The organism is Kitasatospora sp. NPDC085464 (genome assembly GCF_044541955.1).
Lineage (GTDB): Bacteria > Actinomycetota > Actinomycetes > Streptomycetales > Streptomycetaceae > Kitasatospora.
Genome location: NZ_JBITTM010000012.1, coordinates 173,802 through 194,590 on the forward strand (window position 1 = coordinate 173,802; position 20,789 = coordinate 194,590).

At 72.7% G+C, this 20,789-nt stretch carries 21 protein-coding genes; 8 read left to right on the forward strand and 13 right to left on the reverse strand.

Features of this window, described 5'->3' with window-relative positions; all coding sequences use genetic code 11:
• Positions 1 to 122 precede the first annotated feature (122 nt).
• A complete protein-coding gene (locus ACIGG8_RS13340; RefSeq protein ID WP_396547717.1) occupies positions 123 to 821 on the forward strand; it encodes a DUF4191 domain-containing protein in 699 nt (232 codons plus the stop codon).
• A gap of 149 nt (positions 822 to 970) precedes the next feature.
• On the opposite strand, the gene ACIGG8_RS13345 is transcribed toward ACIGG8_RS13340, so the two are convergent.
• Complete coding sequence (locus ACIGG8_RS13345; protein ID WP_350522583.1) at positions 971 to 1,438, reverse strand: RDD family protein; 468 nt, start codon at positions 1,436 to 1,438, stop codon at positions 971 to 973.
• 287 nt (positions 1,439 to 1,725) lie between these two features.
• Here ACIGG8_RS13345 and glnA point away from each other — a divergent pair, with 287 nt between their 5' ends.
• Positions 1,726 to 3,138, forward strand: coding sequence for a type I glutamate--ammonia ligase (gene glnA, locus ACIGG8_RS13350; protein WP_350522584.1), 1,413 nt, complete (start codon positions 1,726 to 1,728; stop codon positions 3,136 to 3,138).
• A 97-nt stretch (positions 3,139 to 3,235) separates the two neighbouring features.
• Here the strand turns inward: glnA and ACIGG8_RS13355 are convergent, their stop codons facing one another.
• The 6 genes from ACIGG8_RS13355 to ACIGG8_RS13380 form a co-directional block, all read right to left on the reverse strand.
• A complete protein-coding gene (locus ACIGG8_RS13355) occupies positions 3,236 to 3,922 on the reverse strand; it encodes a response regulator (protein ID WP_396547718.1) in 687 nt (228 codons plus the stop codon).
• Positions 3,923 to 3,926: 4 nt separating this feature from the next.
• Entirely contained in the window at positions 3,927 to 5,126 is a 1,200-nt protein-coding gene (locus ACIGG8_RS13360; RefSeq protein ID WP_396547720.1) for a sensor histidine kinase, read from the reverse strand.
• Between the two features lie 56 nt (positions 5,127 to 5,182).
• Complete coding sequence (locus tag ACIGG8_RS13365) at positions 5,183 to 6,076, reverse strand: lysostaphin resistance A-like protein (RefSeq protein WP_396547722.1); 894 nt, start codon at positions 6,074 to 6,076, stop codon at positions 5,183 to 5,185.
• A gap of 179 nt (positions 6,077 to 6,255) precedes the next feature.
• A complete protein-coding gene (locus ACIGG8_RS13370; RefSeq protein ID WP_396547724.1) occupies positions 6,256 to 6,666 on the reverse strand; it encodes a hypothetical protein in 411 nt (136 codons plus the stop codon).
• 85 nt (positions 6,667 to 6,751) lie between these two features.
• Entirely contained in the window at positions 6,752 to 7,849 is a 1,098-nt protein-coding gene (locus ACIGG8_RS13375) for a PP2C family protein-serine/threonine phosphatase (RefSeq protein WP_396547726.1), read from the reverse strand.
• A 203-nt stretch (positions 7,850 to 8,052) separates the two neighbouring features.
• The gene (locus ACIGG8_RS13380) at positions 8,053 to 9,270 is read right to left on the reverse strand and encodes a cytochrome P450 (protein ID WP_396547728.1); all 1,218 of its coding nucleotides are present in this window, start codon (positions 9,268 to 9,270) and stop codon (positions 8,053 to 8,055) included.
• Between the two features lie 184 nt (positions 9,271 to 9,454).
• Between ACIGG8_RS13380 and ACIGG8_RS13385 the strand changes: the two genes are divergently transcribed.
• A complete protein-coding gene (locus tag ACIGG8_RS13385; RefSeq protein WP_396547730.1) occupies positions 9,455 to 9,811 on the forward strand; it encodes an arsenate reductase family protein in 357 nt (118 codons plus the stop codon).
• A 42-nt stretch (positions 9,812 to 9,853) separates the two neighbouring features.
• Here ACIGG8_RS13385 and ACIGG8_RS13390 read toward each other — a convergent pair whose 3' ends face one another.
• Positions 9,854 to 10,324 carry a pyridoxamine 5'-phosphate oxidase family protein gene (locus tag ACIGG8_RS13390; RefSeq protein WP_396547732.1) on the reverse strand — a complete coding sequence of 157 codons (471 nt, stop codon included), beginning with the start codon at positions 10,322 to 10,324 and terminating at the stop codon, positions 9,854 to 9,856.
• 159 nt (positions 10,325 to 10,483) lie between these two features.
• Here ACIGG8_RS13390 and ACIGG8_RS13395 point away from each other — a divergent pair, with 159 nt between their 5' ends.
• Positions 10,484 to 11,044 carry a DUF1697 domain-containing protein gene (locus ACIGG8_RS13395; RefSeq protein WP_396547734.1) on the forward strand — a complete coding sequence of 187 codons (561 nt, stop codon included), beginning with the start codon at positions 10,484 to 10,486 and terminating at the stop codon, positions 11,042 to 11,044.
• Between the two features lie 136 nt (positions 11,045 to 11,180).
• Positions 11,181 to 11,726 carry an FHA domain-containing protein gene (locus tag ACIGG8_RS13400; protein WP_396547736.1) on the forward strand — a complete coding sequence of 182 codons (546 nt, stop codon included), beginning with the start codon at positions 11,181 to 11,183 and terminating at the stop codon, positions 11,724 to 11,726.
• Positions 11,727 to 11,765: 39 nt separating this feature from the next.
• Here the strand turns inward: ACIGG8_RS13400 and ACIGG8_RS13405 are convergent, their stop codons facing one another.
• The 3 genes from ACIGG8_RS13405 to ACIGG8_RS13415 form a co-directional block, all read right to left on the reverse strand.
• Complete coding sequence (locus ACIGG8_RS13405) at positions 11,766 to 12,728, reverse strand: DUF1152 domain-containing protein (RefSeq protein ID WP_396547738.1); 963 nt, start codon at positions 12,726 to 12,728, stop codon at positions 11,766 to 11,768.
• Positions 12,729 to 12,872: 144 nt separating this feature from the next.
• A complete protein-coding gene (locus ACIGG8_RS13410; protein ID WP_396547740.1) occupies positions 12,873 to 13,274 on the reverse strand; it encodes a hypothetical protein in 402 nt (133 codons plus the stop codon).
• Positions 13,275 to 13,501: 227 nt separating this feature from the next.
• On the reverse strand, positions 13,502 to 14,293 hold the full coding sequence (locus tag ACIGG8_RS13415) for a hemerythrin domain-containing protein (protein ID WP_396547742.1): 792 nt from the start codon (positions 14,291 to 14,293) through the stop codon (positions 13,502 to 13,504).
• 222 nt (positions 14,294 to 14,515) lie between these two features.
• Here ACIGG8_RS13415 and ACIGG8_RS13420 point away from each other — a divergent pair, with 222 nt between their 5' ends.
• Together ACIGG8_RS13420 and ACIGG8_RS13425 are read left to right on the forward strand one after the other, a co-directional pair.
• Positions 14,516 to 15,034 carry a SigE family RNA polymerase sigma factor gene (locus ACIGG8_RS13420; protein ID WP_396547744.1) on the forward strand — a complete coding sequence of 173 codons (519 nt, stop codon included), beginning with the start codon at positions 14,516 to 14,518 and terminating at the stop codon, positions 15,032 to 15,034.
• 124 nt (positions 15,035 to 15,158) lie between these two features.
• Positions 15,159 to 16,160 carry a hypothetical protein gene (locus ACIGG8_RS13425; RefSeq protein ID WP_396547746.1) on the forward strand — a complete coding sequence of 334 codons (1,002 nt, stop codon included), beginning with the start codon at positions 15,159 to 15,161 and terminating at the stop codon, positions 16,158 to 16,160.
• Positions 16,161 to 16,253: 93 nt separating this feature from the next.
• Here the strand turns inward: ACIGG8_RS13425 and ACIGG8_RS13430 are convergent, their stop codons facing one another.
• Positions 16,254 to 17,306: an alpha/beta hydrolase gene (locus ACIGG8_RS13430; protein ID WP_396547747.1), complete on the reverse strand. Its 1,053-nt coding sequence runs from the start codon at positions 17,304 to 17,306 to the stop codon at positions 16,254 to 16,256.
• Positions 17,307 to 17,764: 458 nt separating this feature from the next.
• On the opposite strand from ACIGG8_RS13430, the gene ACIGG8_RS13435 reads away from it, so the two are divergent.
• Entirely contained in the window at positions 17,765 to 18,508 is a 744-nt protein-coding gene (locus ACIGG8_RS13435) for an SDR family oxidoreductase (protein ID WP_396547749.1), read from the forward strand.
• A 146-nt stretch (positions 18,509 to 18,654) separates the two neighbouring features.
• On the opposite strand, the gene ACIGG8_RS13440 is transcribed toward ACIGG8_RS13435, so the two are convergent.
• Complete coding sequence (locus tag ACIGG8_RS13440) at positions 18,655 to 20,391, reverse strand: carbohydrate-binding module family 20 domain-containing protein (protein ID WP_396547751.1); 1,737 nt, start codon at positions 20,389 to 20,391, stop codon at positions 18,655 to 18,657.
• Positions 20,392 to 20,789 lie beyond the last annotated feature (398 nt).

Below are 20,789 nucleotides of genomic sequence, written 5' to 3' on the forward strand. Positions count from 1 at the left end.
TGACGCCCCGGCGCCGTTCGGGGCTTCCGGCGTCGCTGTGCGCGACGGTGTACGGGCACTCGGGTCACGGTTCGGGCGAACGGGTACCCGGGCTTGGATATCCCGCACAGGTGCCACGTACCATGAGCGTTATGGCGAGGGAAACATCCGAGAACCCCGGGCGGCTGAAGCAGATCCGTCTGGCGTACACCATGACCAAGAAGGTCGACACCAAGATCGGCCTGATCATCGCCGGCGTCGGCCTGCTGACCTTCGGCGTGTTCCTCGCCATCGGCTTCGCGATCGACCACCCCGTCTACCTGGGCATCCTGGGCTTCATCGTGGCCGTGCTGGCCATGGCGATCGTCTTCGGGCGCCGGGCCGAGCGCGCCGCGTTCGGACAGATGGAGGGGCAGCCGGGCGCGGTCGCTGCGGTGCTGAACAACATCCGGCGCGGCTGGAGCTCCAGCACCACCCCGGTCGCGGTCACCCGCAACCAGGACGCGGTCTACCGCGCCGTGGGCCGGGCCGGCATCGCGCTGATCGGTGAGGGCAACCCGAACCGGGTGCGCCAGCTGCTGGCCTCCGAGAAGAAGAAGATGGCCCGTGTGGTCGGCGACGTGCCGGTGCACGACATCGTGGTGGGCAACGGCGAGGGCGAGATCCCGCTGAAGAAGCTGCAGGTGCACCTCATGCGCCTGCCCCGCGCGATCACCGCCGCCCAGGTCACCGAGACCAACGACCGGCTGCGCGCGCTGGGCGACCTGCTCTCCAAGGCGCCGATCCCCAAGGGCCCGATGCCCAAGGGCGCCCGGATGCCCAAGGGCGGCCAGGCCCGCTGACCCCCTCCCTCCCTTACGACACGAGAACGGCCCCGCCGCGGAACCTCCGCGGCGGGGCCGTTTCGACGTCCCGCCGTTTTCGACGTCCCGCCGTTCCGGCGGGCAGATCGTTCCGGCGGGCAGACGGGCAGACGGGCGGACGGGCCGCGCTAGATCCGGACCTCGACGGTGCCGACCGCCTTGTCGTGCAGGCCCCGGGTGTCACGGTCCCAGACCAGCGGGGGCACCACCAGGCAGAGCAGCAGGGTGCGCAGCAGGACCTGCGGGATGGTCGCGCGACCGCCGTCCAGGCGGACCACCCGGAGGCCGAACAGCCGCTTGCCGACCGTCGTACCGGTGGTGGACAGCAGCAGGGCCACCACGACGAAGTACAGCGGGCTGGTCCACAGGTTGGCCTCGGTGAGGTCGCCGCGGGCGATCAACCCGTACGAGATCAGGGAGATCAGCCAGGCGTCCACGAACAGGGCGCCGATGCGCCGACCGGGGCCGGCGAGCGAGCCGGAGCCCTCCTCCGGCAGCCCGAGGCGCTCGCCGCGGTAGCCGAAGTCGGCGCCCATCTTCTCGGCGGCCGCCTTGGGGCCGTCGATCCACGATCCCAACGCTTCTCTGGTGTCCACGAATCCACACTAACCGGGCTGACGGCGCGCACTGCCACCGGCACCCCTCCGGGCGGGGAGCAGCCCCCGACCGGGTGAATCCGGCGCATGGGGCGTTTCCGGACGGGCTTCCAAGTGGTCCAGACCACTTCTGGAGGGGCGTCCAGGTCGGCGGGGTGATTTGCCCTGCCCCGTACGCCTTTGCCGCCCATCCGGGGGGTGTGGTTAACATCGAGGAAACGAGCGGGTCACCGGCTGGAAACGACCCATTCCTAGGGTGAGCCCAATTCGCACGCCGAGGAGGATGGATGTTCAACAACGCCGCCGAAGTGAAGCAGTTCATCCAGGACAACGACGTGAAGTTCGTCGATGTCCGATTCTGCGACCTGCCGGGCGTCTTGCAGCACTTCTCCGTACCTGCGGCGACCTTCGATCCGTCCGAGATCCTGATGTTCGACGGCTCGTCGATCCGCGGCTTCCAGGCCATCCACGAGTCCGACATGGCCCTGGTCCCGGACCTCGCCACAGCCCGGCTCGACCCCTTCCGGGCCGAGAAGCACCTCAACATCAACTTCTTCATCCAGGACCCGGTCACGGGCGAGGCCTACAGCCGCGACCCGCGCAACGTCGCCAAGAAGGCCGAGGCCTACCTCGCCTCCTCCGGCATCGCCGACACCGCGTTCTTCGGGCCCGAGGCCGAGTTCTACGTGTTCGACTCGGTCCGCTTCGAGACCAGCGCCAACGCGTCCTTCTACCACATCGACTCGGAGGCCGGCGCCTGGAACAGCGGCGCCGCCGAGGGCGACGCACGCGGCTACAAGGTCAAGTACAAGGGCGGGTACTTCCCCGTCCCGCCGGTCGACCACTTCGCCGACCTGCGCGCCGAGATGTCGCTGGAACTGGCCAGGGCCGGACTGGAGGTCGAGCGCCAGCACCACGAGGTCGGCACGGCCGGCCAGGCGGAGATCAACTACAAGTTCAACACCCTGCTGCACGCCGCCGACGACCTGATGCTGTTCAAGTACATCATCAAGAACGTCGCCTGGCGGAACGGCAAGACCGCCACCTTCATGCCGAAGCCGATCTTCGGCGACAACGGCTCGGGCATGCACGTCCACCAGTCGCTGTGGACCGACGGCACGCCGCTGTTCTACGACGAGCAGGGCTACGCCGGGCTCTCCGACACCGCCCGCTACTACATCGGCGGCCTGCTCCGGCACGCCCCCTCGCTGCTGGCGTTCACCAACCCCTCGGTGAACTCCTACCACCGCCTGGTGCCGGGCTTCGAGGCCCCGGTCAACCTGGTCTACTCGCAGCGCAACCGCTCGGCCGCGATCCGCATCCCGATCACCGGCTCCAACGCCAAGGCCAAGCGCATCGAGTTCCGCGCGCCGGACCCGTCCTCCAACCCGTACCTGGCCTTCTCCGCCATGCTGATGGCCGGCCTCGACGGCATCCGCAACAAGATCGAGCCGCTGGAGCCGGTCGACAAGGACCTCTACGAGCTGGCCCCCGAGGAGCACGCCAACGTCCCGCAGGTGCCCTCCTCCCTCCCGGCCGTCCTGGAGGCGCTGGAGGCCGACCACGAGTACCTGCTCGCGGGCAACGTCTTCACCCCGGACCTGATCGAGACCTGGATCGACTTCAAGCGCACCAACGAGATCGCCCCGATCGCGCTCCGGCCGCACCCGCACGAGTTCGAGCTGTACTACGACCTGTAGGACCCCCTCCGACCTGCAGAAACGCAGGTCGGTCCGTCATGGACGACTGCCCGGCACACTTCCGGTGTGCCGGGCAGTCGTGCGTGTCGGGGGCGGTTCAGTCGGCGGCGGTCACCAGCCCCACCCGGTAGGCGAGGACGACGGCCTGGACGCGGTCGCGCAGGCCGAGTTTGGTGAGGATCCGCGAGACGTAGGTCTTGACCGTCTCGGGGGAGATGAAGAGCGCGGCGGCGATCTCCGCGTTCGACAGGCCCTCCGCGATCAGTTCGAGCACCTCCAGTTCACGGGCGGTCAGCGCCCTGACCAGGTCCTCCCTGCCCGGCCGGGCGGTGTCGGCCGGGCGCAGCCGTTCGGCGAACCGGCCGATGAGGTGGCGGGTGACGGTGGGGGCGAGGAGGGCCTCGCCGCGGGCGACGGTGCGGATGCCGGCGACGAGTTCGGCGGGCGGCGAGTCCTTGAGGAGGAAGCCGCTGGCGCCGGCGCGGAACGCGTCGTAGACGTAGGCATCCACGTTGAAGGTGGTGACGACCAGGACCTTCGGCGGTTCGACCACGTCGGGGCCGGCCAGCTTCCGGGTGGCCTCGATGCCGTCGAGCAGGGGCATCCGGATGTCCATCACGACGACGTCGGGGTGCAGGCGCTGTGCGGCCGACACCGCCTCGTGCCCGTTCCCGGCCTCGCCGACGACCTCCATGTCGGGCTGCGCGGAGAAGATGGTGACGTACCCGGTACGGACGAGTGCCTGGTCGTCGCAGACCAGCACCCGGATCGGCGCATCGCTCATGGTGTCATTCCTGAACAGGCTTGGACGGGATCAGGGCACGGACCGCGAAGGTGCCGTCGGGTCCGGGGCCGGTCACCAGTTCACCATCGAGCATGCGCAGCCGTTCGCGCAGGCCCGCCAGTCCGCGTCCGCCCGCCGGAACCGGGGGCGGCGTGGCCGGGGCCGACGGCTCGGGGGCGACGGTGGTCACCTCGATCTCGACCCCCTCCGCTCCGTGCCTGACCAGGACGACCGTCCGTCGACCGGACGCGTACTTCAGCGCGTTGGTCAGGGCCTCCTGCACCACGCGGTAACAGGCCAGCTCCACGTCGACGGCCTGCGGTCGCCGCTCGCCGTGCTCGGCGAACTCGACGGGCTGCCCCGCCATCCGGGCCTGTTCGACCAGGTCCGTCACCCGGCCCAACGCGGGCCCCCGGTCCGCGGTCGCGGACTCGCCGGTCGCCTCCAGCACGCCGAGCAACTGCCGCAGCTCCGACAACGCCCGGCGGCCCGTGCCGCTGACCGCCGTCAATCCCTCGGCGACCCGCTCGGGCGCGGAGGCCAGGACGAACTGCGCGGCGTCGGCCTGGACCACCATCGCGGTGACGTGGTGGGTCACCACGTCGTGCAGCTCGCGGGCGATCCGGGCCCGCTCGGCGGCCGTTGCCGCCTCGGCCGCCAGCCGCTGCCGCTCCTCCTCCGCCATCCGTCGCCTCCTCATCGAGTTCCCCACCAGCCAGAGGGCCACCAGACTCGCGTAGAACGCCAGGTAGTCCGAGACGCCCTGAGGCGAGCCGCGGCCGTGCAGCACCACCGCCAGCACCACGTAACCCGCACTGGCCGCGCCCGCCACCGCCCGGCGGAAGCGGGTTCGTCCAGCCCCGGCCGAGTACAGGGCGACATAGAGCCCCAGACTGCCGAACGTCGTCGGGTAGCCCAGTGCCTGGTCCACCGCGAACGCTGCGCCGACGACCGCGAGACACAGGGCCGGCGACCGGCGGCGCAGCACGAGCGGCAGGGTCTGCGCCGAAGCCAGCACGACGGCCAGCGCGTCGGCCCGACGCCCGGGCAGGTCACCGATCTGCGCACCGATCTTCGACAGCGTCGGCACGAACGCCAGCCCGGTGAGCACCAGCGCGAGCACCGCGTCCTCGACGACACCGTCGCGCGACTTCCACCAGCCGAGCGGCCCCCGCACCAGCGGCCTCCAGAGGGTCTTCCCCACCGACACCCGTCCCTCGCCTTCGTCCGGCCGCTTCGTTCCGTCGCCGCGCCCGGCACTCAGTGTGCGGCAGCCGCCACCGGCGCGAGGCCCGTGCCCTTGCGGGCCATGGTCAGCATCCCGACGCTGAGCCCGAAACTGATCAGCACCGGGACCACCGAAGCCTCCAGCCCGAAGACGCCACCCGTCAGCCAGGCCGGACCGTGCGCGTGCGTGACCAGCAGACCCTGCACCACGTGCCCGGACACCGCGATCCCGAACAGCTGCTGGACGAGGTTCCACGCGAAGTGCAGTCCGAACACGAACCAGAGGTTGCGCCGCCACAGGAAAGCCACGCCGAGCAGCACGCCCGCCTCCAGGGCGATCGCCAGGGCGCTCCAGACGGTCGCGCCCGGGTTGAAGAAGTGGGCGAAGCCGAAGAACAGCGAGGTGATCGCGACGGCCGCGCGCCCGCCCCACCGCTGCTCCAGCGCCTGCAGCGCCAGACCGCGGAACGTCAGCTCCTCGGTCAGCGCCCCACCGGCGATGGTGATCACCGCGGACACCACCACGGAGACGCCGTTCCCGGCCCAGGAGAACGAGAAGCCCCCGAACAGCGTGATCAGGAGGATCGAGGAGAGCAGGAAGCCCAGGCCGATCCCCGCGCCCAGCAGCCACTCCCGTACCGCACCACGCCGCGCGATCTCCGGCGTCGCACGGCGGGCCTGGCGGCGCATGACCACCCGGTACACGCCCAGCGCCAGGGCCGCGCCCACCGCCGGCAGCGGGCCCGGGGCGGTCGCGGTCGCCCCCGCGACCAGGGTGACGCCGACGAAGCCGGTGACCGCCCAGGCGAGCGGTGAACGGGCGATCCGGCCGAACCGGCCCCCGCCGGTCGAACGGCGGTCGGTCCGTGCGGTCTCTGCGGTCCCTGCGGTCCCTGCGTCATGGACCTCGGTGGATGTCGAGCTCATGGCGGCCTCCCCTGGCCAGTCGTCCCGGCCGCACCCGTGGCGGCCACCGACAACGCTAGGAAGACGGCGTGCACCGCGAATCACCCGTCGGCGGACGGTGCCGGTAGCTCGCACGGGGGATGCGGCGAAGCGGTACAGGACGCAGAGTGAGGCATGCCGAACGGTGTGGGCCGTTCGGATCAGTGGTGACCGAGATGTTGTCCGTCGGGCCAGATTCCGTCCGCGGGCATGTCCAACCGGTCGGTCAACGGCCGACGCCACTTCGGGGTGGTGGTCGGCTCGCCCCAGTAGTCGGTGACGCGGACCGCCTCGCCGTCCCGCAGCTCCGCGATGCTGACGTTGCGGTAGAGCCGGCCGTCACCGTAGTCGCAGGTCCATTCGACGACGATCACGTCCTCGCTCAGGCGCAGGCGGCGGCCCACGGCGAGGGTCAGTCCGGGGAAGTTCCCTTCGACTTCGCCGACGAGCCTGCTGGTGCGGACCACCTCGCCCATCTGCGGCCACTGACGTTCGACGTCGTCGGCGAGCGGGACGCCGAGGATGTAGGCCAGTCGGGTGCGGCCGTTCGACTCTGCGGTCGGCTCGTTCATGGCGCTGGTTCCCTTCCGGACTACCGAGGGTGTTGACCATGGTGCGGCCCCGGTGGTCGGGCCGCCACAGGGCCGGGCACCGGGGCTACGGGCCGTCCGGGGTGAGGGCGAGGACGGCGAGGTCGTCGGCGAGCAGGCCCGCGTACCGGTGGACGTCCTCGGCCAGGAAGGAGACCACCCGGTCGGGCGCGGTGGTGCCGAGCGCGGCGAGGCGGGGGGCCAGCGGGTAGAAGACGCCGCCGGCGTCCCGGGCCTCGCTGACCCCGTCGGTGTACAGCAGCACGGTGTGGCCCGCGGGCAGGGCGACCGCGGTCGGTTTGCCCCGTTCCTCGGCGGGCCCGAGGTGGCCGAGGCCCAGCGGGAGCTCGTCCGCGCAGGGCACCGGGCGGATCGGGCCGCCGGTGAGCAGCAGCGGGATGGTGTGGCCGCGGTTGACGATCTCCACGCAGTCGGAGCCCGGACGGTACTGCAGCAGGACGGCCGTGGCGAAGAGCTCGTCGTCCCCGCGGTCGGCGGCATCACGCAGGACGGCGCGGTCCAGCTGGTCGGCGAGCTCGACCAGCCCCGGGGTGTCGTACGCCGCCGCCCGGAAGGCGCCCAGGACGTCGGCGACCGTCCGGACCGCGCCGAGGCCCTTGCCCCGGACGTCGCCGAGCAGCACCCGGACCCCGAATTGGGTGTCGCACACCTCGTACAGGTCGCCGCCGACCAGCACGTCCGCCTGGGCCGGGCGGTAGAGACCGGCCACCCGCAGCCCGCCGGCCCGCTCGGGCACCGGCCGCAGCACGGTGCGCTGCAGGGTCTCGGCGACCGTACGGGCCTGCAGCAGGTTGCGGTTCTGCCGGGTGCGCTGCCACGACAGGGCGGTGCCCATCACGCCGGAGAGCAGGGTGGCGATGTAGACCCAGACGTGGTGCTGCTCGTTGATGTGGCCGGCGCGCAGGGCCAGGACCAACTGGAGCGCCAGGGAGCCGACGGTGGCGGTGGCGGTCAGCACCGGGCCGTAACTGAACGCGGCCACCACGGGCAGCGCGGTCAGCAGGAAGCCGGCCGCGACGGCGTCCGGGACGACGGCCTCGGCGATCAGGTCCAGCACCAGCAGGACGACCGGGAGCCACGGCACCCACCTCGGCACCCGGGGCTCCAGCGCGGCAGGGCGCGACGGGCGGGGTGCTGTGGGCACGGCGGGACCTCCAGGCCGGTGGCCACTCCCGGAGGATCGGAGATCGGTCCGGAATGGCCGGTTTCGTCCCTCCATGCTCTCCCACGAACGGCCCAGTCACGAACGGCCGAACGTCCCGTCCTCCCGGGCCGGGGGGAAGCGGGGCGGGATCGGGCGAGACCGGATGAAACCGGACGAAACCGGGCCGGGCACCGGCCGCCCGGTCAGCGCACGGTCACCGGCAGGGCCTCGTAGCCCCGCAGGACCAGGCGGTCCCGCCGGGTGGCGACGCCGCCCGGGGCGAGCCGCGGGAAGCGGTCGAGCAGCGCCGGCACCGCGACCTCCGCCTCCAGCCGGGCCAGCAGGGAGCCGAGGCAGAAGTGCTGACCGCCGCCGAAGCTGAGCGGCTGGCTGTCGGTGCGGGTCGGGTCGAACACCTCGGGGCGCTCGTAGCGGGCCGGGTCCCGGTTGGCGGCGCCGATCAGCAGGGTCACCTCGCTGCCGACCGGAGTGGGCAGTCCCTCGACGCTCAGGCCCTCCTCCAGGGCGACCCGGCCGGTGGCCTGCACCGGGGAGTCGAAGCGCAGCACCTCGTCGGTGAAGCCGGCCGGGGTGACCGCACCGCTGCGCAGCCCGGCGGCCGCACCGGGGTGGCGGAACAGCAGGGACAGGCCGTTGCCGAGCAGGTTGGTGGTGGTCTCGAAGCCGGCCACCAGCAGCAGGACCAGGTTGGCCAGCAGTTCCTCGGCGGAGAGCGGCCCGCCGTCCTCGGCGGCGATCCGGGCCAGGTCGCTGACCAGGTCGTCCTGCGGGCGGGCCAGCCGCTCGGCGGCCAGCTCGGTGAAGTACCCGGACAGCTCGTCCGCGGCCCGGTCGGCCTCGGCCAGTTCGCCGAGGTCCCCGCTGAGCTCCAGGACGGCGGTGAGGTCGGAGGCGAGGTCGCGGAAGCGGTAGCGGTCCCGCTCCGGGACGCCGAGCAGCTCGCAGATCACCCCGACCGGCAGCCGGAAGGCGAAGGCCTCCATGAAGTCCACCGGCGACCCGTCGGCGCCCTGCTCGGCCATCCCGTCGAGCAGCCGGGCCACCGCGGCCTCCACCGCGGGGCGCAGCGCCGCGACCCGGCGGGCGGTGAACACCGAGGCGATCAGCGAGCGGACCCGCGGCTGGTCGGGGGCGTTGCGCTGGAGGATCGAACGGCCGAAGAGGGCGAGCGAGGAGTGCGCGAGGAAGTCCGGGGCCACCCCCGCCATCATGTCGGCGGTGGCGACGCCGAAGGCGGGTGCGCGCAGCACCTTGTTGACCGCCGCGTAGCCGGTCACCACGAAGCGCCCGTCCCCGGCCGGGACCACCGGTCCCACCTCCCGCGCCCTCGCGTACAGCGGGTACGGGTCGGACTTGACCCCGGTCTCCGCCAGCAGATCGATGATCGTCGCACCGTCCATGCGGTCGTCCCCTCCCGAGCTCCCGGGATCCCGGGCTCCCGCGATGCCGGGGCTCCGAGATCAACCGTCCTGGTCCGTGAACCACCGGTGGGCACGCGGGAGTTCCCGCCCGGGACGGTCCGCTGCCCGCAGGCGTGCTGCGGCGGGTCCCGGGCCGGGCGCGGCGGCTCGGTAGGCTGGCGGCATGGAGATCTGGATCAACCCGCGCTGCGGCAAGTGCCGGACGGCGCTCGGCGAGCTGTCCGACGCCGGCGTCGAGTACACGGTGCGGCGCTACCTGGAGGAGCCGCCGACCGTGGCCGAGCTGGAGGAGGTGCTGGAGCGCCTGGGCCTGGAGCCGTGGGACATCACCCGCACCGACGAGCAGGCCGCGAAGGACCTGGGCATGAAGGACTGGCCCCGGGAGGCGGGTGACCGGGCCCGCTGGATCGCGGCGATGGCCGAGCACCCGATCCTGATCCAGCGCCCGATCATCACCGCGGACGACGGGCACGCCGTGGTGGCCCGCACCCCCGAGGCCCTCAAGTCCGTCCTGCCCTGAGCCCTCAAGTCCGTCCTGCCCTGAGGCCCGTCGGCCGGCCGGTCAGTGGAGCTGGATCGTCTCCACCGGCCGGCCCGGGTGCCAGTTGCGGACGAACAGGTGCTCGCCCTCGACGGCGGTGTGCACCACCTGGTCGAGCTCCAGCCGGAAGGCGTGGAACGGGGTGGGCGGCGGCTCGGGCAGATCGGCGGCGAACGCGGCGAGTTCCGTCTCGTCGGTGATCTCGACCGCCCGGCCGGAGACCTTGGAGTCCCCGCCGGCCATGGTCTCGTCCCCCGGGTGCGCGTGCAGCGCGAAGCGGGCGTCGCGCTGGAGGTCGCGCGCCTTGACCGCCCCGTACATCGACCCGATCCACAGGTCGTCGCCGACGAAGTCGACCTCCGTCCCGCTGACCCGGGGCGAACCGTCCTTGCGCAGCGTCGCCAGGACGTGGTGCTTGTTGGCCTCGAACCGGGCCCTCACCAGGGGTGCGAGGTCCGGGGCCTGCTCCTCGAAATCCTGCCAGGTAGCCATGCCGCCAGTCTGGCACCCGGCACTGACAACCGCCGTCCGCGCGGGGCCGGGGTCCCGGGCCGCCGCCGGCCCCGGACCGCCGTCGGGCCCGGGGCGCCACCGCTCACGGACCGTCGTCGCTCACGGGTCGCTGTCACAGGCCGGTGCCACACTGGCGGGGTGACCACCACGACCACGTACATCGCGTTCCTGCGGGCCATCAACGTCGGCGGCCGGACGGTGACGATGGAGCGGCTGCGGGCGCTCTTCGCCGAGCTGGGCCTGGGGAACGTCCGCTCGTACATCCAGAGCGGCAACGTCTTCTTCACCACCGAAGGCCCCGCCGGCCGGTCCGACCGCGCCGCGCTGACCGGGCGGATCGAGGAGCACCTGGAGCAGTCGCTCGGCTACCCGGTGCCGGTGATGCTGCGAACGGTGGAGGAGGTCGCCGAACTGCTCGCCGCCGAACCGTTCCGGGGCGTCGAGGCGACACCGGACGTCCGGCTGGTCGTCGCCTTCCTCTCCGAGCCGCTGCCCGCGGAGCTCGCCCGTCCGCACCGCTCGCCGAAGGGCGACTTCGAGGTGCTCGGCGCCGACCCCGGGGTCGCGTACATCGTGATCCACCTGCAGAACGGCAAGTGGGTCACCAAGGAGATGTTCGGCAAGGCGTACCGGGGCTCGGTCACCTCCCGGTTCCTGCACACCACCGAGAAGATCCTGGCGGCCGCCCGCAAGGCCTGACGGCCCGTGCGGCCTGCGCGGAGGGCACGGAACCGCGTGGCCGGGCGGGGCGTCTGGACTCCCGTGACGTACGAACCACGTGCCCGGGCAGGGCTCGATCTGGACAGCCCGAGTCGGCCGCGCCGACAATTCGGCCATGACGCCTCCTGAGCTCCCCACCGGCCGGGTCCGGCCCTCCGACGCCGAGCGGGAGCTGGCGCTCGGGGCCCTGAAGGACGGCGCCGGCAGCGGTCGGCTCTCGCACGACACCTTCCTCGGCCGGATGGACATCGTCCTGCAGGCCACCAGCCGGGGCGAGTTGGACGCGGCGGTGGACGGGCTGCCGACCGGCGGGCCGGTCGAGCGCTTCGTGCTGCGCACGGTCGGCCGGGTCTCCGGCTTCGGCGACCGGATCAACCGGGCCTGGCGCACCGAGCGGCTGCCCGGGCTGAGCCTGCCGCAGGCCGGCGCCGGGCTGCTGACCATCGGCCGGATCCCCGGCTCGGGGCTGCGGCTGCACGACGCCTCGGTCTCCCGGAACCACGCCGAACTCCGGCACGAGGACGGCGGCTGGGTGCTGTACGACCTCGGCTCGACCAACGGCACGCACGTCAACGGGCGCCGGATCGCGGGCGGCGTCCGGGTCCAGCCGGGCGACCAGGTGCGGTTCGGGAACCTGGAGTTCCGGCTCGCCGCGCTCTGAGGACCCCGCCCGCCCGGGCCCCGGGGGCGGGCGGCCCGGTCAGTGCGGGAACTGCCGGGGCGGCCGCTGCCGCGGCAGCTCGTCCTGGAACTCCGCGATGACGGTCGCGATCTGACGCATCACCACCGTGCGCTCCAACCGGTCCAGGTAGCGGTTCTCCGCGGCGAGCGCCTCGACCGTGACGCCGAAGTACATCGCCATCAGCGGATTGACGAACAGCTCGCTGCCCTTGGTCCGCTCGGTGAACCGGACGTCGCCGAACTCGCCGCGCAGGGCCGCCGCCACCGAGCCGTTGACGATGCTGGGGTGCTCGGGGAAGGCGGCCCGGGCGTGCTCGACGGCGTCCAGGTAGAGCACCGCCTCCCGGCTGTCGCGCGGGATGGAGAAGGCGCCGAGGTAGCCGCCGGCCCGGCCCAGCGCGGCGAGGTTCTCCAGCACCAACGTGTGGTTGACGCCGTGGTGGGCGTCGATGCCGAAGCCCAGGCAGGCGACCAGCCGCTCGGGCACCTCCTGCAGCCCGGCCACCGCCGCCAGGCTGGCCATGTCCTCCTCAGGGGTGCCGAGTCCGACCTCGTCGCCGCGCATCAGGATGTCGGTGCCGCCGTCCACCAGCAGGACGGCGTCGATGCCCAGTCGGGCCACGAGCGCGCGGTAGCCGTCGCGCAGCGGCTGCACGCCCACCGACGGGAAGGCCCACACGGTGTCGGGCATGCCGTGGAGGTTCAGCCAGCGGGCCAGCGTGCGCTCCGGGAAGTAGCCCTCGGGTGCCGGGGTGTCCGGCCGGATCATGGCCACGTCGGGCTCCGCCCAGACGTCGAGGGGCAGGCCGTAGAGGTGGGTGAAGGAGAGGTTGGCCAGGTGCACCTCCTTGCCCGCGGCGCGCAGGGCGAGGGCGATCGGCAGCCCGGCGTACACGTCGAACCCGCCGCCGGCGCCGGCGACCAGGATGCGTTCGGCGGCCAGCAGCCGGGTGATCAGCGGGGGTTGCAGCAGAGAGGTCACCGGCGGAAGGTAGCACCGGGCGGGCGCGGTGACCCCGGCGGCCCTGGCGGCGACTCCGGCGCCGCGACGGCCTCGGCGGCCCCGACGACGGCAGGGAACCGGGTGGCGGGTGGCGGGTGCGGACGGGTGGGCGCCGGGGAGGGGTCAGTCGCGCTCGACGTGGACCTCGGCGAAGTGGTCGCCCTTGTCCGCCTTGCGGATGGTGACCCGGACGGTGCCGACGTCGGTCTCGGCGTCCTTGTCGACGGTCTTCTTGTTGTCGCCGATCGTCACCTCGGCCGAGTTGTCGGTGATGTGGCCGACCGTCATCTTCATCGGGTTGTCGCCGCCGAAGACCTTCACGGTCTTGGAGGCGTCCGCGCCGTCGGTCTTGATGCCGACGGTGCACTTGTGGTCGTCGAGGCAGAGGGCCACTCCGCCCTCACAGGCGGTCAGTCCGGCGCCGAGGGTCAGGACGGCGCCCGCGGCGAGGATCGCCGAACCGAACCGGAAGCGGGTCCGGAGGCTGGTGCGGTGGGCCTTGGCGGTGCTGCTCGCTGTGGTCATGTCCTCGACGGTAGCGGGCCGGACACGGTCCGCCATCAGCCGTCGGCGGGAGGCCCGCCCTGGTGCAGCCCGGATCGGCCGGACGGCCCAACCCCGAGAGCGGTGGGTCGAATCCCCTAGGGGTCAGGGGCAGTTGCGCACTCGACGGGGTTTCCGGCGCCCCGTCAGCATATGCCACCAGCCCATGCCACGCGCGTAGATCGACGGCCCGCAAAAACGGCCGACGGTCAGTCGGCAATGATCCCCAGGCCGGTCTCCGGCCCTTCGCCCGGCCCCCACAGCGGCGCGGTGCAGCGCTGGTAGGTGGCCTGCCAGTGCGGCCAGTTGCGGGCCACGTCGTCGTCGCACTCGGCCAGCAGCCGCTCCACCGCGGCCGGCTCCACTCCCTCCAGCAGCCAGGCCAGCGCGTCCGCCGTGCCCGGACCGTCCGCCGCGCGCAGCAGGTCCAGCAGTTCGCCCAGCCCGCCGAGCCGGGAGCCGTCGGCCACCACCCGCTCCATCCGGGGCAGCAACTGGCGCTCCTCGATCCGCAGGTGGGTCTCCAGCCGGGCCGCCAGGTCCTCCATCGCGTACGCCACCGGCCAGGCGCTGCCGGTGTCCCGGCTGGCGATCCGGACCAGGGTGGTGACCCGGGTGAACGAGTGGTCCAGGTTGTGGTGGTCGGCCTCCAGCCAGTTGAGCAGCAGCCGCAGCTCCGGCGCGAAGCGGCGAACGATCGGCCAGAGCCGGGTGTCCTGCTGCTCGTGGTGGCAGGTCAGCATCGCGGTCATGAAGGTCCAGTGCCGCAGCAGCGCCTCGCCCTTGTCCTCCTCGTCGGGCTGGAGCAGGCGCAGCGCGTTGGGCAGCCGGGCGAGGTCCCGGCGCAGCGCGGCGTGCACCAAGCGCAGTCCGGCGAACCGCACGGTGGCCGGGTCGTCGTCCGCGGTCCGCCCGCGCGCGTCGGCGCTCCGGGGATCGGCGCCGGGCTGACCCTGCGCGGGAACGGCGGGGGCGGGCTGGGGCAGCAGGTGGATCGGCATGGCACTCTCTTCACGGCTTGGGGCAGGACGGGTGGTGGCGGCCGGTGAGGACCACCCCAGCCAAGGTGCCCGCAGTCGATCAGAAGCGAATCAATGTCCGATTGACGCGCAGGTCAGCGCGTTTACGGGGGCGGACGCAACGCGCGGCGGCACCCCACCCGTGTACCCGGGTGAGGGTGCGCACACCGCGTGCCGGGGGGTCCAGGGGAACAGCGAGGCCGCATGTCACCGGAGCAGGAGCAGTCGTTCGACGAGTTCGTGGCGAGCCGCTACGCCGCGCTGCGCCGCACCGGCTACCTGCTCTGCGGCGACTGGCACCTCGCCGAGGACCTCGCGCAGACCACGCTGGTGAAGCTGTACTCGCGCTGGAACCGGCTGCGCGATCCGGAGGCCGCGGCCGGGTACGCCCGGACGACACTGGTCCGCACCTACATCGACCTCCGGCGGCTGCGCCGCTCGCACGAGGTGCCGGCGTCGGAGCTGCCGGAGCCGGCGTTCGGACCGCGGGCCGATGCCCCGGCCGACCCGGAGCGGCGGCTGGCCCTGCTGGCCGCGCTCGCGCAGGTCTCCCCCGCCTACCGGGCGACGCTGGTGCTGCGGTTCTGGGAGGACCAGTCGGTCGAGGCGACGGCGGAGGCCCTGCGGCAGAGCACCGGCACCGTGAAGTCCAACACCAGCCGGGGACTGGCCCAACTGCGGGTGATCCTCGGCGACTCGCTGCGGGAGATCGCGGCGAGCTGAGCGCGGCCCGGCCCGCGGGCCGGGCCGGGCGGCCCCGGTCGTGCGCGCGGGCCGGGCCGCCGGAACCGGTCACCCGGGCGGAACGGGCCGCCCGGGACGAGCGAGAGACGAGAGGAGAGCGGTTTTGAACCGGGACGATCCGGCGTTCGACGCCGACGACATGGGCGCGCTGTTCCGAGAGGTCCTGGACCAGCCGGAGCCGGCGGTTCCCCAGGGCCTGCTGCCGGAGGTCCGCCGCTCGGGCACGCGGATGCGCCGCCGACGTCACCTGCTGGCGACGGTCGCCACCGCGCTCGCGGTGGGACTGCTGGCCACGGCGGGCTGGGCGGTGCACGGCAGGGCCCCGGTGGAGCGGGCCGGCCGAGGGCTGGCCCCGGCGGCGAGCGGGCCCGTCCTGCCGTCGACGGCGTCGGGCCGGCCCGACGCACAGCCCCCGGCGGCCACCGGGACGGACGGCACGGCCGCACCGGGAACCGTCCAGGACACCGCGGCCGCGCCGGGCACCGCCTCGGCGGTCACGGCCACCGGCGGCACTGCCTCGCCGGGCGCGTCCGCGGTCGGCAGCGCACGCCTGCTCGCCCTGCTGCGCGACCACCCGCCCGAGGACATCGGCGGGGTCGCCGGGGGCGCCACGCCGGACGCCTTCGTGCTGACCAGGAAGGACGGCGGCACGGTCACGATGAGCCGGAGCCTGGACGGGCCCGCCCAACAGCGCGGCGGCACCAGCTCGCCGTGCGAGTCCCGCACCACCGCCTGGGGTCCGATGAGCCCGGAGGGCCGGGACTGCCTCGGCACGAAGCTGGCGGACGGCTCGGTGGTCTGGCTGCTGCACCCGCTGACGGTCGTCCCGCGCGGACAGGAGGCCGAGGTCCGGGTCGTGACGACGAGCGGCCTGGTGTACGTCCTGCTGTTCGCCCGGGCCGAAGCGCGGTCGCAGCCCGAGGACGTGACGGTGCCGCTGCTGGAGCTGATGCAACTGGCCGAGGCACCGGGGTTCCTGGAAGCGGTCCGGGACGGCTGGGCGGACCCTTCCCTCGGGTCCAAGCCCCCCGGGCCGTCGACGAGTCCGCGGCCTCCCTCGCCCTCGTCGGCGTCCAAGCCCTCCCGGACGCCGACGGCGCGCTGACCGCCCACGGCCGCCGGACAGCGGGGACGCCGGTGACGCCGGTGACGCCGGGGACGCCGGGGCCCGGCAACCGTGGTGGGTGACGGAGCGGCGTCAGTCGGCCGCCGGCCCCGCCAGGTTCTTGGTCAGCCACTCCAGGGTGTCCGGGATCATCTTCTTGAAGTCCGAGGTGAGGTGCTTGCCCCCGGGCTGCTCGTAGTAGTCGATGCCCACCGGCGGGGCGGCCTTGGCGACCCAGGACTTGACCACCTTGGTCTCGTACGGGTTGGCGCCGCCCGCGGTGACCAGCATCTTCACGTCGGCCTTGCCCTGGGCGACCAGCACGTCGGGGTTGTTGGCCGCGCGCTCGGCGTCGTGGCCCTTCCACAGGAGCGAGTCCGGGATGAAGTAGCCGTCGATCGGCACTGCGGCCTTGTAGACGTCCGGGTACTGCAGGGCGAGCTTGGCGCTGCAGAAGCCGCCGGTGGAGGCGCCCATCACGCCCCAGCCGTCGCGGCCCTGCACGGTGCGGAAGTTGGCGCGGACGAAGTCCGGGATGTCCTGGGCCATCCAGGTGCCCATCTTGGGCTGGCCCGGGATGTCGGAGCAGTCCAGCGCGTTCTTCTCGTCGCCGTTGAAGTTCTGCACCGGCATGATCATGATGAACGGGTGGGACTTGCCGGCCTTGACCAGCCGCTCGTTCTCCTCCTGGATCGGCAGCTGGTTGTCGGTCCAGGTGTTGTAGCCGTTGCTCTGGCCGCCCGCGAAGAGGGTCAGCACCGGGAAGCCGGTCTTGGCGAACTTGGGGTCGTTGTACTCGGGCGGCAGCCATACCCAGACCTTGCCGGAGACACCGGACTTCGCGCCGGTCACGGTGGTCAGGAAGATCGGTCCGGCGGCGGTGTCCCGGGACTTGGCGAGGCTGGCGTTCGGGCCGGTCGGCATCAGCACCTTGCCGTTGCCGACCGCGGGCGCCGGGGTGCCCGAGCCGGTGCCGCCCGCGGTCGGGGTGCCCGCCGCGCTGCCGGTCGCGGCCGGGGTGCCGTCCGACTTGGCGCTGTCGCCCTTCCCACCACCGGAACTCCCGCAGGCCGCGAGCGAGGCGGCCAGGGCGAGCACGGCGGCGCCGGACAGGACGGCACGGGAACGGGACGACTGCCTAAGCACGGTGAGGACTCTCCGACCGATGTCGCGCCCGGTCCGTCTGACCGGGCGGCGGCCCCCCGGTGGGGCCGGACAGACCCGGGAACACCATGCTGGTACGGCCCCCGGGTGATGGCGCGCCGTCCCTCGCGGGGGCGCGTCTTCCTGCGATCTTATGACGTGGCCCGGGGCGGCCCGGTTGCGCGTCGGCCACCGGAAATCCAATGTTTGTTCGCGATCAGGTAAAACCCTTCACCACCCCCGTCGGACGACGGGGGCCGGACGACGGGATTCACCGATCGCAAACCGGTCCTGGCGCCGGTTTTTGGGCGCTTTCGACCAGTGACAGCCGCCCGGGGCAGCCGCAACGATCGCTCCGGGGGACCGACCGGGACCGGCCGGAACACCGCCACCACCGCCACCACCACCGCCACCACCACCGCCACCGCCACACCGCCGCCGCCACCACCGAGGAGAGCGCCATGCCCCAGCAGATCGCCGTCGTCACCGGAGCCGGGAGCGGCGTCGGCCGGGCCGTGGCGGTGGAGCTGGCCGCGGCCGGCTGGCTGCCGGTGCTGGCCGGCCGGCGGGCCGAGCCGCTGCACGGAACCGCCCGGCTCTGCGGCGCCCCGGCCGACGTGGTGCCGACCGACGTCACCGACCCGGCCGCCGTGGACGCGCTGTTCGCCACGACCTCCGAGCGGCACGGCCGGGTGGACCTGCTGTTCAACAACGCCGGCAGCTTCGGCCCGGCCGTCCCGGTGGAGGAGCTGGAGGTCGAGGCCTGGAGGGCGGTGGTCGACCTCAACCTGACCGGCGCCTTCCTCTGCGCCCGGGCGGCGTTCCGGCAGATGAAGGTCCAGGACCCGCAGGGCGGCCGGATCATCAACAACGGCTCGATCTCGGCGCACGTCCCGCGCCCGCACTCGATCGCCTACACCGCGACCAAGCACGCGATCACCGGCCTGACCAAGTCGCTGTCCCTGGACGGGCGCTCCCACCGGATCGCCTGCGGGCAGATCGACATCGGCAACGCGGCAACCGACATGACGGCGGCGATGAGCGCGGGTGTCCGGCAGGCCGACGGCCGGATCGCGCCCGAGCCGACCATGGACGTGGCCGACGTCGCACGGACCGTACGGCACATGGCCGCGCTGCCGCTGGAGGCCAATGTGCAGTTCGCCACGGTGATGGCGACCGCGATGCCGTACATCGGGCGCGGCTGAGACCGGCGCCCCGGCCCCGGAGCCCCGGCCCCGGCCCCGGCCCCCCCCCCCCCCCCCCGGGGGGCCCCCCCCCCCCCCCCCCCCCCGTACGGCGGGAACCCCGTCGGACGGCACCGACGGGGTTCCCGAGGAGGGGCGGTGCGGTCCTACGGCCGCCAGGTGTCGTTCAGCGTGACGGTCCCGCCGGCGGGCACGGTCGCCGTCCGGTTGGCGCCGGACTCCCAGGTCACCGCACCGTTCGCGTCCTTGCGGACGTACTTGTACTGGACGGAGGTGCCGGCCGGCAGCGAGAGCGCGAGCGACCAGACCGGGTAGCCGGCGGACGAGAGCGGCAGTGCCTTCGCCGGGTCCCAGCCGCCGAGCGCCGCGGCGTCGCCGACCACGTAGACGTTCTGCCCGTACGCGGTGGTCGCGTTGACGTTGAACGAGGCGCCGGAAGCGGTCGCGCCCGGCTGGACGTACAGCGCGACCGCGTCGCCCGCGCCGACCGTCGCGGTGAACTGCCCGTTGGTGCCGACCTGGTAGGTCGGGCCGGTGCAGCCGCCGCCCGGCTGCGGGTCGCCGTGCTGGACGTCGCAGTAGGTGCCGGCCGGCAGCCCGGTCTGGAAGGTCCGGGTGATCGCGCCGCTCTCGTGGTTGATCGCGACGTAACCCTTGTTGCCGCGGCCGAAGGCGATCGCGTTGTTGCCGTTGGACCACCAGTCGGTCACCCCGGTGCCCGCGACGGCGTTGCGGAAGCCGACCATGTTGGCGACCTGCCGCCAGGCGTGGGTGCAGTTCCAGCCGTCCTGGTAGCAGGCGTTGACGGTGCCGCCGTTCGGCGGGCCGTCGTCCTTGTTGGTGAAGGCGTAGCCGGAGTAGATGTTGGGCGAGCCGTAGGTCGAGGCCAGCAGGAAGACGTTGGCCAGCGTGTAGGTGTTGCCGTAGGTGTAGTTGAGGGTCGAGCCGTTGCGCTCGGTGTCCCAGTTGTCGAGGAAGCTGCGCGCCTGGTTGCTCGGCAGGTAGCCCCAGGAGGCGCCCCAGCCGCTGAGGTTGGCGAGCTTGTCGGTGGTGAAGATGCGCTTGAGGTCGGTGCCGACCCGGAACTCGTCCACGTCGCCGTTGCCGGTGTACTCGGTCGGCTGGATCGGCTCGCCCGCGCCGTAGATGACCTCCTGGACCCAGTAGGCGCCGGGGTTGGCCGTCTTGGCCTTGATCGCGGCGAGGTCGCCGGCGGCGATGTGCTTGGCCGCGTCGATCCGGTAGCCGTCCACGCCGAGCGAGCCGAGGTCGTCCAGGTAGTGCGCGATGGTGGTCTGGACGTAGGAGCTGCCGGTGTCCAGGTCGGCGAGGTTCACCAGCTCGCAGTTCTGGACGTTGGAGCGGTCCTGGTAGTTGCTGATCGCCTGGCGGCAGGAGTGGAAGTCCTGGTCCTGGTAGGTGCCGGGGTAGGTGTACTTGGTGTACGCGGTGCCGCCGGTGCCGGTGCCGGAGCCGGCCGACATGTGGTTGACCACCGCGTCGGCGATCACCTTGACCCCGGCCGCGTGGCAGGTGTCGACCATGTTCTTGAACGACGTGCGGTCGCCGAGCCGGCCGGCGATCTTGTAGCTGACCGGCTGGTAGGAGGTCCACCACTGCGGGCCCTGGATGTGCTCCTGCGGCGGGGAGACCTCGACGAAGCCGTAGCCCTTAGGGCCGAGCGTCGAGGTGCAGGCCTGGGCGACCGAGTCGAAGCGCCACTCGAAGAGGGTGGCGGTGACGTCCTTGCCGTTGTTCGCGGGCGGGGAGGCCTGGGCGGCGGGCGCGCCGAGCGCGGTGCCCAGCGAGAGCGCGAGTGCGGCCGAGGCGGCGAGCGCGACGGCTGCGCGGGCGGGTCTGCGGGTGGGGGCGGTGGTGACCACGTCGTCTCCTGGGGGTGGCTGGGGTGGGACAGCCGGAGGTGAAGCCTGCAGGAAGTTTCTGTAACTTGCCGGAAACTTGCAGCGCTGAACCTAGGATGACCGGGAGACACCGTCAAGACGTAGGACAGTAACGTTTCTGCAGGCCGCGGACGGTTCGGGCTGGTTCGGGCACGGCAAGGGCCCGGCAGCCGTGGCCGCCGGGCCCCTCACCTGTCCTGGTTCACCGGCCCCTCAGGAGCCGGTCCGGGTTCAGCCGGTCTGGACGGAGGTGTCGTCGATCACGAAGCTCGTCTGCAGCGAGGAGTCCTCGACGCCGTTGAACTTCACGGTGACCGTCTGGCCCGCGTAGGCCGAGAGGTCGAAGGTGCGCTGCTGGTAGCCGGCCGCGGCGTCCACGT